Genomic DNA, 16,789 nt, shown 5'->3' with positions numbered 1-16,789 from the left:
CCCCTGATGCGGATGCTCTGGGTGGCAGTCGTGCTCGTGCTCTGCGCGCTGGGGTCGCTGACCATCGGCGCGCGCGCGCTTGCGCCCTCGGTCTATCTCGAGGCGCTTCTCGCCTTCGATCCGTCCGACCCGGCGCATGTGACGCTGGTGGCGGTGCGGCTGCCGCGGCTGATGGCGGGGATCATCGCGGGCGCGGCGCTGGGCGTCGCGGGCACGGTGATGCAGGCGCTCACCCGCAACCCGCTGGCGGATCCCGGCATCCTCGGGGTCAACGCCGGCGCCGCCTTCGCGCTGCTGCTCGGGACCTCTCTGCTCGGCCGTTCGGACGAGGCGGTGGTCGCGCTTCTGTCCTTTCCCGGCGCGGCGCTGGCCTCGATCGCGGTCTTCGCGCTGGGCGGGGGCCTGCGCGGCGACGTGGGGCCGGTGCGCCTGACGCTGGCAGGGGCGGCGCTGAACGCGCTGCTGCTGTCGCTGGTCTCGGCGGTGGCGCTGGTGCGGCAGGAGACGCTGGACGTGTTCCGCTTCTGGGTCGCGGGCTCGCTGACTCAGGCGACCACCCGGCCGCTGGGGGCGATGGCGGCGGTGGCCGCGTTCGGCGGGATCATCGCACTGGTCATCGCGCCGCGCATCGAGGCGCTGTCGCTCGGCGGGGCGCTGTCGCGCGGGCTCGGCACCCACCCGCGGCGGGTGCAGGCCGGGGCGCTGCTGGTGGTCACGCTGACCACGGGCGCCGCCGTGGCCGTGGCCGGGCCCATCGCCTTTCTCGGGCTCATGGTGCCGCCGCTGGCGCGGCTGGTGAGCGGCCACAACCTGCGGGCCGAGATGGTGGTCTCGGCCATGGCGGGGGCGGCGCTTCTGACCTTTGCCGACACGCTGGGACGGCTGCTCATGGCCCCCTCCGAGATCCGCGCCGGCATCATGACCGCGCTGATCGGCGGGCCGGTGTTCCTGTGGATCGCGCGCCGCATCCGCCCGGGGGCGACCACATGAGGGGCGCCCTGCTGATCATCCTGCTGGTCGCGGGCTCCGTGGCCGGGCTGCTCTGGGGGCAGGTGGCGCTGGCGCCCGGTGCGCTCTGGCAGGGGCTGGTGACCGGCGAGGGGCCGGCGGCGCTGATGATCGGCACCATCCGCGGCCCGCGCGTGGGCACCGCGCTTGGCGCCGGCGCCGTGCTCGGGCTTTCGGGGGCGCTGTTCCAGACGCTCTTCCGCAACCCTCTGGCGGCGCCCGACATCCTCGGCTTCACCTCGGGCGCGGGGCTTGCGGTGGTGGTCTCCATCGCCTTCGGCCTCGTGGCGCCGATGCCGCTGGTCGCCGCCGCCGGGGGCATCCTCGCCGCGTTGCTGGTCACCGGCATCGCCTGGCGCAGGGGCCACCGCACGCCGCCGCTCTCGATCATCCTCGTGGGGCTCGGCATGGGGTTCTTCACCTCGGCGCTGTCGAACTTCCTGATGACGCTGCTGCCGCAGGCCGAAGCCGCCGAGGCGCAGCGCTGGGTCACCGGCTCGCTCGCGGCGCGCGACTGGGGCCACGTGGCGCAGGTCTGGCTGCCGGGCGCGGCGCTGCTGCTGGCGGCGCTGGGGCAGGCGCGGCTGCTCGAGACGCTGGAACTTGGCGACGACCTCGCCGCCGGGCTCGGCCTGCGGGTCGAGGCTGTGCGCCGCGGTCTTGCCGCGACCGGCGTGCTGCTCGCCGCGACCGGCGTCGCCGAGGCCGGGCCGGTGCCCTTCGTGGCGCTGATGTCGGGTCCGCTGGGCGCGCGCATCACCGGTGCCACCAGCGTCGCGGGGCGGTTGCTCGCGGCGGCGGGGGCCGGAGCGCTGGTGCTGATGCTCGCCGATCTCGTCGCCCGCTCGGCGCTGCCGGGCATCCAGCTTCCGGTCGGGGTGATGACCGGTATCCTCGGCGCGCCCTACCTGCTGTGGCGGCTGTCGCGCGAAATGGACAGGGGAAAACTATGAGCCTGACTGCAGAGGCGCTGACCATCGGCTACGAGGGCCGCACCGTCATCGACGGGCTCGACCTCGAGATCCCCGAAGGCAAGGTGACCGCCATCCTCGGCCCCAACGGCTGCGGCAAGTCCACGCTGCTCAAGACGCTGGCGCGGCTCATCGAGCCCGCATCCGGCCGCGTGCTGCTGCAGGGCGACGACATCCACGCCAGCCACAGCGGAAAGCTGGCCCGCCGGCTCGCCATCCTGCCGCAGGATCCGCTGGCGCCAGACGGCATCGCCGTGGGCGACCTCGTGCGGCGCGGGCGCACGCCGTGGCGCGGCTTCCTGTCGCCGTGGCGCGAGGAGGATGCCGCCGCCTGCGCCCGCGCGCTCGAGGCGGTGCAGCTCACCCATCTGGCCGAGCGCCCGCTCAACGAGCTGTCCGGCGGTCAGCGCCAGCGGGCGTGGATCGCGCTGGTGCTGGCGCAGGACACGCCGCTCCTGCTGCTCGACGAGCCCACCACCTTTCTCGACCTCGTGCACCAGCTCGAGGTGCTGAGCCTGCTGCGCCAGCGCAACCGCGACACCGGCCTCACCGTGGTGAGCGTGCTGCACGACCTCAACATGGCGGCGCGGTTCTCGGACGTGCTGGTGCTGCTCGGTCGCGGCGGGCTCGTCGCCACCGGCGCGCCCGAGACCGTCCTGACCCCCGACAACCTCGAACGCGCCTTTGGCCTCGCCGCGCGCGTCGAACCTGATCCCGTCACCGGCAAACCCATGGTGTGTCCGCTATGAAGCATTCCCCCTCCCGCGATTTCCCCGTCACCAGCACTGCCCGCTTCGCCGGCACGCTGCCCTCGGACCTGCTCGACCACGTCGAGGCCCAGGTGCGCGAGTTCACCGACCGGGTGGCCCGCCGCGAGACCGGCATCGCGGTGCGCTACGATGCCTCGGACGTGGTGCTGAGCACCGGCGCCGAGGGGCTCTCGGTGGTGGTGTCCGCCGCCAGCGCCCTGCACCTCTACCAGATGCGCGAGAGCGTGGCCTATCTGCTCGACCACGTCTTCCCCGAGGCCGGCGCGGCGCTGGTCTGGGAGGGCGGCACCCCCGAGACCGACGTGCCGCCGAACTTCCACCTCGCCACCGTGCGCTCGGTCGCCCGCGTCGGCGCCAGCTTTCTGCGTGTCGAGATGGCCTGCGACGGCATCGAGGCGCTGTCGGTGGGCGGCATGCACTTCTCGCTGATCCTGCCGCCCGAGGGCCGCGCCCCGGTCTGGCCGCGCATCGACCCGCGCGGGCGCACCGCCTGGCCCGAGGGTGACGATACGCTGCACCGCGCCGCCTACACCTTCGTCGAACTCGACGCCGAGGCCGGGCGCTTCACCTTCGACGTCTACGAACATGACGGCGGGCGCACCACCGAGTGGGCGCGCCACGCAACGCCCGGCACGCAGGTGGCGGTCATGGGGCCGGGCGGCGGGGATTTCCCGGCGGGCGACGTGCTGCTCATGGCGGGCGACGAGACCGCGCTGCCGGGGATCCGCCGCATTCTCGCCCGTTCGGCGCCCGCGCGCCGTGGCAAGGGGCTGATCGAGCTTGCCGCTGCGGGCAACCGCCAGGACATGCCACGCCCCGAGGGCGTCGAGATCAACTGGATCACCCGCGGCCGCGGCGAGAGCCTCGCGGATCTTCTGCTGGCCGAGCCGAAGCCCGAGGCGGACACCTTCGTCTGGGTCGCCGCCGAGCAGGGGCTGGTGCGCACCGCGCGGGCACATTTCCGCAAGCACTGGGACCTGCCCCGCGACCGCGGCTATTTCTCGGCCTACTGGAGCGCCTGAGCCCCCGCGCGCAGGCGCTCAGCCCATCCAGGCCGAGACCGGTACGTTGGTGTCCTGAAGCACCTGGCTCACGATGTCGATGAGCGCGGGCCCGTCATGGGCCAGCGCCTCGCGCACGGCGGTGTCGACCTGCGCCGGATCGCTGACGCTCCAGGACCTGATGCCGTAGGCCTCGGCGATGCGCGCGTGATCGGTGCGCGAGAAATCCACCGAGAAGTAGCGCGAGCCGTAGCCCGCGTTCTGGCTGGCCTTGATCCAGCCGAAGCAGGCGTTCGAGATCACCACCATCTTGAGCGGCACGTTCAGGCGGGTGAGGGTCTCCATCTCGCCCACCGCGAAGCCGAAGCTGCCGTCGCCCATGACCGAGACCACCGTCGCGTCGGGCCGCCCGTACCACGCGCCGATCCCCGCCGAGAGCGAGAAGCCGAGCGCGCCATGGGCGCGGTTGGTGATGAAGTGCCGCCCGGCCCTGGGGAAGCGGTAGTAGCCCGAGAAATAGGGGCAGGGGGTGCCGGGATCGGCGACGATGATGCCGTCCTCGGGCAGGTGGGTCTGCAGCGCCGCCAGCAGGCGCTCGGGGCGGACCGGCCGGTCGTCCGAGCGGGCGAGCCGGTCGAACATGGCGAACTTGCGCGCCCGCATGTCGTCGAGCGTCGCGGCCAGCTCTCCGCCCGAGGCGAGGTCGGCGTCGCGCAGCGCCTCGATGAGCGCGCTCAGCGCCAGCTTGGCATCGGCCACGATGCCCGCGTCGCAGCGGTAGTTGGCGCCCACCACCATCGGGTCGATGTCGATGTGGATGACCGGCACACCGCGGCCCGGCACCCTGCCGTGCTCGGTGGTGGTCGACCCCGCCCGGCAGCCCACGAAGACCACGGTGTCGGCGGCCTGCACCACCTCGCGGGTCTCGTCGGTGCCGCCGTTGGCCCCCACGACCCCCACCGCCAGCGGGTGCAGGTCCGACAGTGCCCCGTGCCCCGAGACGGTCGAGGCCACCGGCGCCCTCAGCAGCGTGGCAAGCTCGTCGAGCTCTTCCATGGCGCCGCTGATGATGGCGCCGCCACCCACGATGAAGACCGGCGCCTTCGCCGCGCGCAGGATCGCCGCCGCCTCGGCCACGGTCTCGGGATCCGGCCCGGCGCGGTAGGCGGGGAAGCTGGCGTGGCGCGGCTGGGCCCAGATCCGCTCGGGGTCGAGCGTCTGCTTCTGCAGGTCGTAGGGCAGGCCGATATGCGCGGCCCCGGGGCGTCCGGTGGTGGCGGCGCGGAAGGATTTGCGGAAGACGTCGGGGATCTGGTCAACGTGGTCGATCGTGGTTGCGGTCTTGGTGAGCGGCCGGAACATCGCGGTCTGGTCGAGCTCGGTCAGCGGGTAGCGGCCGCGCGCGGTCACCGGCACGTCCGAGGTGATGCAGACCATGGCCGAAGAGCTCTCGTTGGCCTCGACCACGCCCGGCAGGATGTAGGTCGCGCCGCCGCCCGAGGGGCCCTCGCAGACGCCGACCCGGCCGGTCACCCGGGCATAGGCATCCGCCATGTAGCCCGCCGAGCGCTCGTCGCGCGACAGCACGTGGGTGATGCCGTGGTTGAGCCGGGCGAGCGCGTCGTAGAACGGCAGGCTGGTGTCGCCGCAGAGCCCGAAGACGTGACGCACCCCGTGCTGCGCCAGCGACAGCACCGCCGCCTCGGCGCCGGTCACGCTGTCGTTGCTCAGCCGCCCGTCCGTCTGGATCCCGCCTGTCTCCGCCATCACCCTTCGCTCCCTGATCGTCTGCATCACTTTCTGTATACAGGGCGGAATACTACGCAGCGCCAGCCCCGCGCAACCGCCTTTTGCACGGGGGTGGCGGTGCTTGACGGGCCGGGGAGGCGCACTGCATACAGGCCGGAATTCAACCATGGGCGAGGGCAGGGCGATGGCGGAGACAGGCGAAGGCACTGCGGTTTCGGCCGCCGACCGGGCCCATGCCGAGCTGCGCGAGCTGCTGCTGCGCTTTGCGCTGCTGCCCAAGCAGAAACTCAACGAGGTGGCGCTGGCCGAGCGCCTCAACACCAGCCGCACGCCGCTGCGCGAGGCGCTGAACCGGCTGGTGGCCGAAGGGTTGCTCGAGAAGGGCACGCGGGGCTTTTCGGTCCCCGACCTGCGGGTCGACGTGGTCACCGACCTCTTCGAGGCCCGGCTCGAGCTCGAATGCGCCATCGTCCGGCTGGCCTGCGAGCGCGCCACCGAGGCCGGGCTCGAGGCGCTGGCGGGGTTCCTCGACGAGAGCATCGCCGAGACCCCCGACGCCTCGGTCGACCGGCTGATCGAGCTCGACATAGGGTTCCACGACACGCTCGCCCGGCTGGCGGGCAACGCGGTGATGCGGGGGATGCTGGCCAATCTCAACGACCGCATCCACCTCGTGCGCTGGATCGCCATGGACGGGCGCCGCGCCGGGACCCAGTCGCAGCACCGCGACATCCTCGCCCGGGTGCGGGCCCGCGATGCCGTGGGCGCCATGGCGCTGATGCGCGAGCACATCCTGCACCGCAACGACGAGATCGTGGCCGCCATCCGGGCGGCCTACGGTCACGTCCACATGCTGGGCGCGGGCTGAGCGCTCAGAGCCTCGTGTAGGCCACGCCGCGTGCGAGCCAGCAGCTCAGCGTCGCGCCGCTGACCGCACCCGCCGCGTTGCGGCCGAGGACCAGCGTCCAGTCGCCGGGGGCGGGGGCGTCCATCGAGCGCCGCGTCGCGATCCGCCACACGTCCTTGCCCGCCGCCGCCATGCGCTCGCGCCGGCCCTCGCCCAACATGCCGCGAAAGACCGCGTAGACACCGCCGTCGCGGGCCTCGATCTCCATCTCGGCATCGAGCTCGTCGGACCGGTAGCGCCCCGCGATCTCGGCGCCGTCGGCAAAGGCGATCTCGGGCAGGGGCGTGAGCCTGCGCGTGGTGTTCTCGCCGGGGCGCAGCATGGTGAGCCCGTCGCCCGCGCGGGTGATCACCAGCCCGTCCGAGCGCAGCGCCTCGCCGTCGCAGGTCAGCTCCGCGTCGCCGGTGCCGTATTGCAGCGTGGCGGTACGGCGGCCGGTCTCGATCCGCGCGAGCATTCCGCGCTCGGTGTCGAGCCACTGGCTGTCCCAGCTTTGGGCGATGGGGGCGGGCTCGGGCGCATCCTTGCCCATCGCCGCGAGCGCCAGCCGGGTCGCGGCGCCATGGGCGCTGCCCTCGTGGTTGAAGAGCACCACCACCGAAAGCCGTTCTTCGCGGCTGTTCATGCGATAGGCGCGGAAGCCGCGCAGGGCGCCGGCGTGGCCGGTGAAGGCGGCGGCGCCGATTTCTTCATGCGACAGCCCGTACCCGTAGGACGCGGGCGCCCCGTCGACAAAGCTGGGCGCGACCGAAAGTCGGCGGTAGAGGCTCTCGGCATTGTCGCGGGTGGCGTCGATCCACGCCTCGTAGGCCAGCATGTCGTCGAGCGAGGCAGAGATGCCCGCGTCGCCGCGCCAGTAGATGCCGTTGTCGGCGGGGAAGAAGCCGGTCGCGTCGCTGCCCTCGTAGCCGGTCACACCGTCCGCCGGGTGGCGGGTGTCGGCGGTGAGCTCGGCACCGGTCATGCCGGCAGGGCCCCAGATGTGGCGCTGGTAGAGCGTCTCGAGCGTCTCGCCGGTGGCGCGCTCGATCAGCTCGCCGACCATGCGGAAGTTGCTGTTGTTGTAGGAATACGAGGTGCCGGGCGCGAAATGACCGGTCTTCATCCGGGCGATGAGCGGCAGGGCGTCCTCGCGCCGGAAGGTCTGCTCGGCCTTGGCGCCTTGAAGGATGGTCAGCGCCCAGTAGTCGCGCAGCCCCGACTGGTTGTCGCAGAGCTGCTTCACCGTGGGCAGCGGGCTTTCGAGCCGCGGCAGGAAGTCGGCCACGCCCGCGTCGAGCTTTGCCGGGTCGCCCACCGTCGCCAGCAGCACGCCGCAGGTGAACTGTTTCGAGATCGAGCAGATCGGCAGCCGGGTCGCGGTCGACAGGGGCGTCCCGGTCTCGAGGCTGGCATAGCCCCAGGCACGGGCCGCCACGATCTGGCCGTCCTTCATCACCCCCGCGACGCCACCGGGGCCGGGATGGGCCTTGGGCAGCGCGTCGAGGGCTGCGTCGAGACGGGTGTGGTCGATGTCGGGCATGGTCGGATCCTCGCGTCTGGTCTTGCCCGGATCGGTAGCGAACCGCGCGGGGCGGCGAAAGCGCAACCGGGCAGGGGCGGAGCAGAGGCGACGGTTTTGCCTGTTCGGCAGGCAAAGCGCCCGAATCCTCACCGCTCGGTCGTGGCTTTCCCGGCAGCGTCAGCGGCCGCCGGGGCGGTAGCCCAGCAGCCGCAGCGCGTTCAGCGTCACCAGCACCGTGGCGCCGGTGTCGGCGAGGATGGCGATCCAGAGCCCGGTGAGCCCCAGCACCGTGGTCACGAGGAAGACCCCCTTGAGCCCGAGCGCGATGGCCACGTTCTGGCGGATGTTGGCCATGGTCGCCCGCGACAGCCGCAACAGTGCCGCCACGTCGGTCACGCGGTTGCGCAGCAGCGCGCCGTCCGCGGTCTCGAGCGCCACGTCGGTGCCCGAGCCCATGGCGATGCCCACATGGGCGGTGGCGAGCGCGGGCGCGTCGTTGATACCGTCGCCGACCATCATCACCCGTGCGTCACGGGTGAGTTTGCCCAGCTCTGTCACCTTGTCCTCGGGCAGCAGCCCGGCGCGGTGGCCGAGCCCGATGCGCGCGGCGATGGCCTCGGCGGTGCGGGCGTTGTCGCCGGTGAGCATGACGCTGCCGACGCCCATGGCGGCAAGCTCGGCCACAGCGGGGGCGGCGTCGGGGCGGGGCTCGTCGCGTGCCGGGGGCGAAGACCGCGACCACGGTCTGGCCTTCGGCCTCGAGCGCCTCGGCCCGGGCGCGGGCGCCAGCGCTCAGCACGCCGGTCTCGGACGCGAGCCGGGGCGCGCCGACGGTCCAGCGCCGGCCCTCTACGGAGGCGGTGGCGCCGAGCCCGGGGATGGCCGAGGCCTCGGTGGCGGCGGGCGGCTCCAGCCCCTCGGCCTCGGCGCGCGCGAGGATCGCCTTCGCCAGGGGGTGGCTGGCGCCGGTCTCGACCCCGGCGGCGATGCGCAGCAGCTCCGTCTCGCTGCCCGCAAGCGGCGCAAGTGCCGTGACCTGCGGCCGCCCCTCGGTGAGCGTGCCGGTCTTGTCGAAGGCCACCAGCGTGGTGCGCGCCGCCGCCTCGATCACCGCGCCCCCCTTGAGCAGCAGCCCGTGGCGCGCCCCGGCGGAGAGCGCCGAGGCGATGGAGGCGGGCACCGAGATCACCAGCGCACAGGGGCAGCCGATCAGCAGAAGCGCGCGGCCGCGGTAGATCCATGTCCCCCACGCGCCGCCCGCGACCATGGGCGGCAGCACCGCCACCAGCGCCGCGACGACGACGATGGCGGGCATGTACCAGCGGCTGAAGCGGGCGATGAATCGCTCGGTGGGCGCGCGGGCGCTCTCGGCCTCTTCCACCAGCCGCACGATGCGCGAGATGGTGTTGTCCTCGGCGTCGCGGCTGACGCACACGCGCAGCTCGGCCTCGGTGTTGATCGAGCCGGCGAAGACCTCGGCGCCGGGCTCCTTGAGCACCGGGACACTCTCGCCGGTGACCGGGCTCTCGTCGAGCCCCGAGCGTCCGGAGACGACGGTGCCATCGGCGGGCACGCGGTCGCCGGGGCGCACCTGCACCACCTGTCCGACCGACAGTCCGGCGGCGGGCATCTCGCGGATGCGCGCGCCCACGACCACGCGGGCGGTGCGCGGCACGAGGTCGGCGAGCGCGCGGATGCCGTCGCGGGCCTTGCCCGCCGCGAGGCCTTCGAGCATCTCGCCGAGGGCGAAGAGGAAGACCACCAGCGCCGCTTCCTCGGCGGCACCGATGACCAGCGCGCCGAGTGCCGCAATGGTCATCAGCATCTCGATGGTGAAGGGCATCCGCGCGCGCGCCAGCGCAAGCGCCGTACGCGCGACCGGGGCGAGGCCCAGCAGCGTGGCGAGCGCGAAGGCCCAGTGCGCTGGCGCCCCGCCGATGCTGAGCTCGATGGCCCAGGCCAGCAGCAGCAGCGCGCCGGTGCCAAGCAGCATCCGGCCCTTGCGGCTCTGGTACCACCGCTGCGGCGCGGGGGTGTCAGGGGCGACGTCGGGCTCGGGCGTGTCGGAAGCGACCGGCGGCGCGCCGTCCGGCAGCACGAAGGCGCCCTTCTCCCGCTGGGGCGGCGCCCCGCGCGGAGCGATGCCGAAGCCCACGCCGCGCACCGCCGTCTCGATCTCGGAGGTCCGGGTCTGGGCCTCGTCGAGCCGCAGCCTAAGCCGCTCGGTCATCAGGGCGACATCGACCTCGGCGACGCCGGGCAGCTGCTCGACCGCCCCCCGCACCTTGGCGGCGCAGGAGCCGCAGTCCATGCCGGTCACGCGCCATTCGTGAAGTTGTGTCGAAGAGGTGGTCATATCGTCCGGTCCGTGAGTCTGTTCCGATCGACAGGCAAGATAGGAGCTATGGCGACTGTAGCTTCAAGGGGTTTCTGAAGAAATCTTCGCGGCCCGCGGAATTGCCTTTCCGGACGTCGAAAGCTACAATCCATGTAGCTTTCAGGGAGTCAACAGATGCTGACCATCGGCGCATTGGCGCGACGCACCGGCAGCAAGGTGCAGACCATCCGCTACTACGAACAGATCGGCCTGATGCCCGAACCGGGCCGCAGCAGCGGCGGGCAGCGGCGCTATGGCGATGCTGATCTCGACCGGCTGGCCTTCATCCGCCACGCCCGCGATCTGGGCTTCTCGCTCGAGGCGATCCGCGAGCTTCTGGACCTGTCGGACACGCCCGACCATTCCTGCAGCCACGTCGACGCCATCGCCCAAAAGCAGCTGCGGGCGGTGGAGGCGCGCATCGTCCGGCTCGAGGCGCTGCGGACCGAGCTTCAGCGCATGATCGGCGAGTGCTCCGGCGGTGCGGTCTCCGATTGCCGGGTGCTCGAGGTGCTGCGCGACCACGGCGAATGCCTCACCGACCACGGCGGTGCCGGGCACGGCATGCCCGCGGCCTGAGCGGTGCGGGTCTCAGCCGCGCTGGGCCAGCCAGACGCCGATGCCCATCAGCGCGATGCCGCCCGCCCGGTTCAGGGTCAGCGGCACGGTGCGCGCGCCGAAAAGGCCGAAATGGTCGATGATCCCGGCGCTCAGCAGTTGTCCCACCAGCACGAAGAAGATCGCCCGTCCGACCCCGAAATGCGGCGCGATGAAGGTGACGCTCAGCACGTAGAAGGCGACGAAGATGCCGCCGAGGAACAGGTGCCGCGGCGCCTCCACGGCGCGGGCGATGGGGCGGGGGTCGATGACGAACATGGTCACCAGCGCCACGACGAGCGCCACGCAGAACAGGATCACCGCGGCGGCGGCGGGCGAGCCGATGAAGGCGCCGAGCCGCGCGTTCAGCGCCGCGAGAATCGGGATGCCGATTCCGGCGGCAAGCATGGTCAGCGCGTGGACTGGCATCGGGACTCCTCCGGAAACGTGCCGGCACCATGACCTTGCGATGCGGGAATGTCATCCCCTGCCGTCCCGCGTGACGCGAGGGGTTGATCTGGCCTGCCGCGCGGGCGAGAGAAGAGGGAAAGACACGAGCAGGGAGACGGGAATGACGGGACGACTGGCAGGCGGGCTTTGGCCCGTGGCGGTGCTTGGGGCGATCCTCGCGGTGGCGGCCTGTACGCGGGACGAGATGCCCGAGGCCAGCGACGGACGGGCGCTGTTCCTGGAATATTGCTCGGTCTGCCACGGCGAGAGCGCCAGGGGCGACGGCGAGATGGCGCGGGCGATGTCGACGCCGCCCAAGGACCTGACACTCATCGCGCTGCGCCACGGCGACAGTTTCCCGCGGGCGAAGGTGCTCTCGATGATCGACGGCTACGCGCGGTCCGATCTCGACGGGCCCAGTATGCCCGAGTTCGGCGAGCTGCTGAAGGGCGACCTCGTGCCGCTCGACACCGGCGACGGGGTGATGACGCCGACGCCGCGGAAGATGGTGGCGCTGCTGGAATACCTCGAGTCGATCCAGGCCACGCGCTGAGCGCGGGGCAGGGGCGGGCTCAGCCGATGGCGACGGACTTGCGGACCATGTCCCAGTAGATGTCCGCCACCTCCTCGATCGAGAGCCGCCCGCCCGCCCGGTACCAGGTGTTCACCCCGGTGAGCATGGCGATGAGCGCATACGACGCCAGCCGCGTGTCGGGCACCGAGAAGGCGCCCTCGGCCTGACCGTCGCGCAGGATCTCCTCGAGCGCGCTCTCGTAGCGCTTCCGCTGCGCCTCGATCACCGCGAAATTCCCGGGCTCGAGGTTGCGCAGCTCCATGTAGGATATGAAGATCGCCTCGGGCCGGTCGAGGTTGAAGCGGATGTGGAAGCGCACGAAGCCCTCGAGCCGCGCCACCGCGCCCTCGGGGCGGGGCGCCGCCTCCCACGCCTCGAGCAGCTCGTCCATGTGGCCGCGCAGCAGCGAAAACAGCAACGCCTGCTTTGGGGGTGTGTAGTTGTAGAGCGCGCCCGCCTGCACGCCGACAGCGCGCGCGATCTGCCGCATCGAGACGGCGGCATATCCGTACTGCGCAAACAACCTCAGCGCCGCGTCGCGGACGCGCGGACCGGTGATGTCGGAATGCGAACCTTGGGTGCGGGCCATGGCACGAGGTTATATGAACAACCGTTCAGATCAAGCGTTGCGCTTGCCCCGCGCCGCCGACTGCGGCAAGAGGGTGACAGACCGAAGACGGACCCGCCGATGCGCCTTTCGACCAGCCTGTCCTGCCTGACCCTCGTCGCCGCGCTGGCGACGCAAAGCGGCTGCGCCCAGTTCCCCGAGCTCGACGCCGCCCGCACCCCGGGAACCGAATACGCGCCGTTCCCCGCGATCCTGCCGCTCGACGCGCTGGTGCGGGGCGCCGAACCGCGGGCCACGCCAGAGATGCGCGCCGGGATCGAGGGCCGGGTCTCGGGGCTTCGCGCCCGCGCCGAGGCGCTGCAGGGCCCGGTGGTCCCCGCAACCGACCGCACCCGGATGGACGACGGCGTCACCCTGCCCGAGTGACCACGCTGCCATTCTGGTACGCAAAAACTCGGGCCGACCAACCCCCTGTCTTCCTCTGGCAGGAAATATCCCGGGGGAGTCTCCGTCAGGAGACGGGGGCAGCGCCCCCTCCGGTCCCGCAGGGACCGCCTCCGCGACAGGCTCCGCCCCAGGATTTCGGCGATGGCCACGCTGATCCCGTTGCACAGGGCGGGCCATGCAGATAAGCCCTCCGGCAACCTGAACGCATCGAGACAACAGCAAGAAGGAACCCGCCCATGTCTGACCCCCTCCGTCTCGGGATCGCCGGCCTGGGCACCGTGGGTGCCGGTGTCGTCAAGATCGTGCGCCAGAAGGCGGCGCTGCTCAAGGATCGCTCGGGCCGCGGCATCGCGATTTCGGCGGTCTCCGCCCGCAACCGCGACAAGGACCGTGGCGTTCCGCTCGACAGCTACGGCTGGGAGGACGACCCAGTCATGCTCGCGACCCGTGACGACGTGGATGTCTTCGTCGAGCTGGTGGGCGGCTCCGACGGCCCGGCCAAGGCCGCGGTCGAGGCGGCCCTGAAGGCGGGCAAGGACGTGGTCACCGCCAACAAGGCGCTGCTCGCCCACCACGGCCAGGCGCTGGCCGAGCTTGCCGAGGCCAACGGCTGCGTGCTGCGCTTCGAGGCGGCGGTCGCGGGCGGCATCCCGGTCATCAAGGCGCTGACCGAGGGCCTTGCCGCCAACGAGGTGACCCGCGTCATGGGCGTGATGAACGGCACCTGCAACTACATCCTGACCCGCATGGAAAGCGGCGGGCTCAGCTACGACGAGGCCTTCGCCGAGGCCGACGGGCTGGGCTATCTCGAGGCCGATCCCGAGCTCGACGTGGGGGGCATCGACGCCGGCCACAAGCTGTCGCTGCTGTCGGCCATCGCCTACGGCACGCAGGTGGCCTTCGACGGGGTCGAGCTCGAGGGCATCGGCCGGGTGAGCATCGACGACATCCGCCAGGCCGCGGACATGGGCTACAAGATCAAGCTGCTGGGCGTGTGCCGCATGTCCGGGCGCGGGCTCGAGCAGTCGATGTCGCCCTGCCTCGTGCCCGCGACCTCGCCGCTGGGCCAGCTCGACGGCGGCACCAACATGGTGGTGATCGAGGGTGACCAGGTCGGCCAGATCGTGCTGCGCGGCGCCGGTGCGGGCGAGGGCCCGACCGCGAGCGCGGTGATGGGCGACGTGCTCGACATCGCGCGCGGCACCCGCGTTACCACCTTCGGGGCCCCTGCGAGCAAGCTGGTGAAGGCGGTCGCGGCCAGGGCCACGACCCCCGCGCCCTACTACCTGCGCATGGCGCTGGCCGACAAGCCGGGGGCGCTCGCCAAGGTCGCCTCGGCGCTGGGCGAGGCCGGGGTCTCGATCCACCGCATGCGCCAGTACGACCACGTCAACGAGGCGGCCCCGGTGCTGATCGTGACCCACAAGACCACCCGCGCGGCGCTCGACACGGCGCTGGCGGCGATGCCGGGCACCGGCGTCGTCATCGGCGACCCGGTGGCGTTGCGCATCGAGCAGGTCTGATCCCCGGAAGGTGAGCGTCGGGGGCTGGCGGGTGCCGGTCCCTGGTGTTTGCTGTTGCAGGTGCGGGGCGCTGTGTCTGGCGCCGCGTTTGTGGCGAGGGCGGAAGGGGGCGCTGCCCCCGTCTCCTGCGGAGACTCCCCCGGAGTTTATCCGGCAAGATGAAGGGGCCGGGTTGCGCGGGAGGGGAGGCGGTTTTCGCCGGAGAGACGGCCCTCCGGAGGCGGGTGGAGATGGAACGGCCCATTGGGGTCTGGACGTTGCATGCCACGGACGAGCAGGGGGCGCTGTGCGCCTCACCCCCGGGTGTTTGTCCGGCAAGTTGAAGGGTGGGGGCCGTGTCGGGGTGTGCAGCCGGTATGGGGGATGTCCGGTTCCGGTTCGAAGGGCGGTGCGGTGAGGAGCGGGGCGGCGTGGAGCTGCGCTTTCGGGCGGGTGTGTGCGTTCTGCCGATAAGGCAGGGGCGTTAGCGTCACCGGCCTTGTGGCTCAGGGTTGTGCGGGCTACACCCCGAACGACAGCCATTTCAGAGGAAGTCTCGATGTCGATCCCCAAGGATTTCAACGACCGCATGTTGTCGCTCGGCCTCGCCCGGGTGGCAGAGCAGGCTGCAATTGCCTCGGCCAAGCTCGTGGGCCACGGCGACGAGAAGGCCGCTGACCAGGCCGCGGTCAACGCCATGCGCGACCAGCTCAACAAGCTCGACATCAAGGGCGTCGTGGTGATCGGCGAAGGCGAGCGCGACGAGGCGCCGATGCTCTACATCGGCGAGGAAGTCGGCACCGGGAACGGCCCGGGCGTGGACATCGCGCTCGACCCGCTGGAAGGCACCACCCTCACCGCCAAGGACATGCCGAACGCCCTCACGGTGATTGCCATGGGGCCGCGCGGCTCGATGCTGCACGCGCCCGACGTCTACATGGAAAAGCTGGCCATCGGGCCGGGCTTCCCCGAGGACGTGGTGACGCTCGACATGACCCCCACGGAGCGCGTCGAGGCGCTGGCCAAGGTCAAGGGCTGCAAACCGTCGGACATCACCTGTTGCATCCTCGAGCGTCCGCGCCACGAGGAGATGATCGCCGAAGTGCGCGCCACCGGTGCCGCCATCCGCCTGATCACCGACGGTGACGTGGCCGGTGTCATGCACTGCGCCGAGTCCCACCTGACCGGCATCGACATGTACATGGGGTCCGGCGGCGCACCCGAGGGCGTGCTGGCCTCGGCCGCGCTCAAGTGCATGGGCGGCCAGATGTACGGCAAGCTGCTGTTCCGCAACGACGACGAGAAGGCCCGCGCCGCCAAGGCCGGGATCACCGATCTCGACAAGATCTACAAGCGTGACGAGATGGTCACCGCCGACGTGATCTTCGCCGCCACCGGCGTGACCAACGGCTCGATCCTCTCGGGCATCAAGCGCGAGCCGGGCTGGATCACCACCGAGACCATCCTGATGCGCTCGAAGACCGGCTCCGTGCGCCGGGTGATCTACCGCAACCCGTTCGAGTGATCGGGCGCCCGGCCGGGGCATCCGTCCGGCCGGGGATCGTGGACAACATGAAAGGCGGGGAGCGGCGTTCCGTTTCCCGCCTTTCTGCGTTATCCGGTCTGCGCTGAGGCAAGGGGACGATGGCATGTCATATCTCGGGGTTGAGAGCTCACTGAACGGTCGGCGCTGGGTCGGGCCGGGCGTGGAGCAGGAGCGGCAGGCCGAGGCGATGGCGCAGCAGACCGGCCAGCCGCGGGCGCTGTGCGCGGTGCTGGCGCGGCTCGGCGTCGAGCCTGCGGAGGTGCCGGGCTATCTCGAGCCGAAGCTGCGCGAACTGCTGCCGGACCCGCGCGGGCTGCGCGACATGGAGACCGCCGCCGCGCGCTTCCTCGAGGCCGTGAAGCGGCGCGAGCGCATCGCGGTCTTTGCCGATTACGACGTCGACGGCGGTTCCTCGGCGGCGCTGCTGATCGACTGGCTGCACCAGATGGGGCGCGAGGCGACGCTCTACATCCCCGACCGCATCGACGAGGGCTACGGACCCAACGTGCCCGCCATGCAGCAGCTTGCCAGGGCGCATGACCTGATCGTCTGCGTCGACTGCGGCACGCTCTCGCACGAGCCCATCGCCGCCGCCGCGGGGGCCGACGTGGTGGTGCTCGACCACCACCTTGGCGGCGAGACGCTGCCCGATTGCGTCGCGGTGGTGAACCCCAACCGGCAGGACGAGGACGGGACGCTGGCGCATCTCTGTGCCGCCGCCGTGGTGTTCCTGATGCTGGTGGAATGCGGGCGGCAGCTGCGCGAGGCGGGCGCGCGCGGGCCGGACCTGATGTCGATGCTCGATCTCGTGGCGCTGG

At 71.7% G+C, this 16,789-nt stretch carries 15 protein-coding genes and 1 pseudogene; 11 read left to right on the top strand and 5 right to left on the bottom strand.

Annotated features, from left to right (window positions below):
• The 4 genes from HC022_RS07725 to HC022_RS07710 all read left to right on the top strand — a co-directional run.
• Nucleotides 1–990 (top strand): iron ABC transporter permease (locus tag HC022_RS07725; protein ID WP_217703921.1); only part of this gene is annotated, 990 nt, incomplete at its 5' end.
• Nucleotides 987–1,961: an iron chelate uptake ABC transporter family permease subunit gene (locus tag HC022_RS07720; RefSeq protein ID WP_167452025.1), complete on the top strand. Its 975-nt coding sequence runs from the start codon at nt 987–989 to the stop codon at nt 1,959–1,961. The genes HC022_RS07725 and HC022_RS07720, both read left to right, overlap by 4 nt.
• A complete protein-coding gene (locus HC022_RS07715) occupies nt 1,958–2,728 on the top strand; it encodes an ABC transporter ATP-binding protein (RefSeq protein ID WP_167452024.1) in 771 nt (256 codons plus the stop codon). The genes HC022_RS07720 and HC022_RS07715 overlap by 4 nt, the downstream gene beginning before the upstream one ends.
• Nucleotides 2,725–3,771, top strand: coding sequence for a siderophore-interacting protein (locus HC022_RS07710; RefSeq protein ID WP_167452023.1), 1,047 nt, complete (start codon nt 2,725–2,727; stop codon nt 3,769–3,771). The genes HC022_RS07715 and HC022_RS07710 overlap by 4 nt, the downstream gene beginning before the upstream one ends.
• 18 nt (nt 3,772–3,789) lie before the next feature.
• On the opposite strand, the gene HC022_RS07705 is transcribed toward HC022_RS07710, so the two are convergent.
• Nucleotides 3,790–5,517, bottom strand: coding sequence for a thiamine pyrophosphate-binding protein (locus HC022_RS07705; RefSeq protein WP_217703919.1), 1,728 nt, complete (start codon nt 5,515–5,517; stop codon nt 3,790–3,792).
• A 166-nt stretch (nt 5,518–5,683) separates the two neighbouring features.
• Between HC022_RS07705 and HC022_RS07700 the strand changes: the two genes are divergently transcribed.
• Complete coding sequence (locus HC022_RS07700; RefSeq protein ID WP_008885420.1) at nt 5,684–6,367, top strand: GntR family transcriptional regulator; 684 nt, start codon at nt 5,684–5,686, stop codon at nt 6,365–6,367.
• Between the two features lie 4 nt (nt 6,368–6,371).
• Here the strand turns inward: HC022_RS07700 and HC022_RS07695 are convergent, their stop codons facing one another.
• Both HC022_RS07695 and HC022_RS07690 read right to left on the bottom strand, forming a co-directional pair.
• Nucleotides 6,372–7,928, bottom strand: a complete 1,557-nt coding sequence (locus tag HC022_RS07695; RefSeq protein ID WP_167452022.1) for a D-aminopeptidase — start codon at nt 7,926–7,928, stop codon at nt 6,372–6,374.
• A gap of 159 nt (nt 7,929–8,087) precedes the next feature.
• Nucleotides 8,088–10,266, bottom strand: a pseudogene (locus tag HC022_RS07690) (heavy metal translocating P-type ATPase).
• 156 nt (nt 10,267–10,422) lie between these two features.
• Between HC022_RS07690 and HC022_RS07685 the strand changes: the two are divergent.
• A complete protein-coding gene (locus HC022_RS07685) occupies nt 10,423–10,866 on the top strand; it encodes a helix-turn-helix domain-containing protein (protein WP_167452021.1) in 444 nt (147 codons plus the stop codon).
• A gap of 12 nt (nt 10,867–10,878) precedes the next feature.
• Here HC022_RS07685 and HC022_RS07680 read toward each other — a convergent pair whose 3' ends face one another.
• Complete coding sequence (locus HC022_RS07680; protein WP_167452020.1) at nt 10,879–11,313, bottom strand: DMT family transporter; 435 nt, start codon at nt 11,311–11,313, stop codon at nt 10,879–10,881.
• Nucleotides 11,314–11,455: 142 nt separating this feature from the next.
• On the opposite strand from HC022_RS07680, the gene HC022_RS07675 reads away from it, so the two are divergent.
• Entirely contained in the window at nt 11,456–11,887 is a 432-nt protein-coding gene (locus HC022_RS07675; protein ID WP_008884865.1) for a c-type cytochrome, read from the top strand.
• A 19-nt stretch (nt 11,888–11,906) separates the two neighbouring features.
• Here HC022_RS07675 and HC022_RS07670 read toward each other — a convergent pair whose 3' ends face one another.
• Nucleotides 11,907–12,497: a TetR/AcrR family transcriptional regulator gene (locus HC022_RS07670; protein WP_167452019.1), complete on the bottom strand. Its 591-nt coding sequence runs from the start codon at nt 12,495–12,497 to the stop codon at nt 11,907–11,909.
• 99 nt (nt 12,498–12,596) lie between these two features.
• On the opposite strand from HC022_RS07670, the gene HC022_RS07665 reads away from it, so the two are divergent.
• The 4 genes from HC022_RS07665 to HC022_RS07650 form a co-directional block, all read left to right on the top strand.
• Nucleotides 12,597–12,902 carry a hypothetical protein gene (locus HC022_RS07665; RefSeq protein WP_167452018.1) on the top strand — a complete coding sequence of 102 codons (306 nt, stop codon included), beginning with the start codon at nt 12,597–12,599 and terminating at the stop codon, nt 12,900–12,902.
• A gap of 257 nt (nt 12,903–13,159) precedes the next feature.
• Nucleotides 13,160–14,446: a homoserine dehydrogenase gene (locus HC022_RS07660; RefSeq protein WP_167452017.1), complete on the top strand. Its 1,287-nt coding sequence runs from the start codon at nt 13,160–13,162 to the stop codon at nt 14,444–14,446.
• 538 nt (nt 14,447–14,984) lie between these two features.
• Nucleotides 14,985–15,950: a class II fructose-bisphosphatase gene (gene glpX, locus HC022_RS07655; RefSeq protein WP_008885180.1), complete on the top strand. Its 966-nt coding sequence runs from the start codon at nt 14,985–14,987 to the stop codon at nt 15,948–15,950.
• Between the two features lie 124 nt (nt 15,951–16,074).
• Nucleotides 16,075–16,789: DHH family phosphoesterase (locus HC022_RS07650; RefSeq protein WP_175583501.1), on the top strand; the 715-nt coding region annotated here is incomplete at its 3' end.

Source organism: Salipiger sp. HF18 (genome assembly GCF_011806505.1).
Lineage (GTDB): Bacteria > Pseudomonadota > Alphaproteobacteria > Rhodobacterales > Rhodobacteraceae > Salipiger > Salipiger thiooxidans.
The sequence above is the reverse complement of the archived record's forward strand: the minus strand, read 5'-3'. Positions and strand labels throughout refer to the sequence as shown.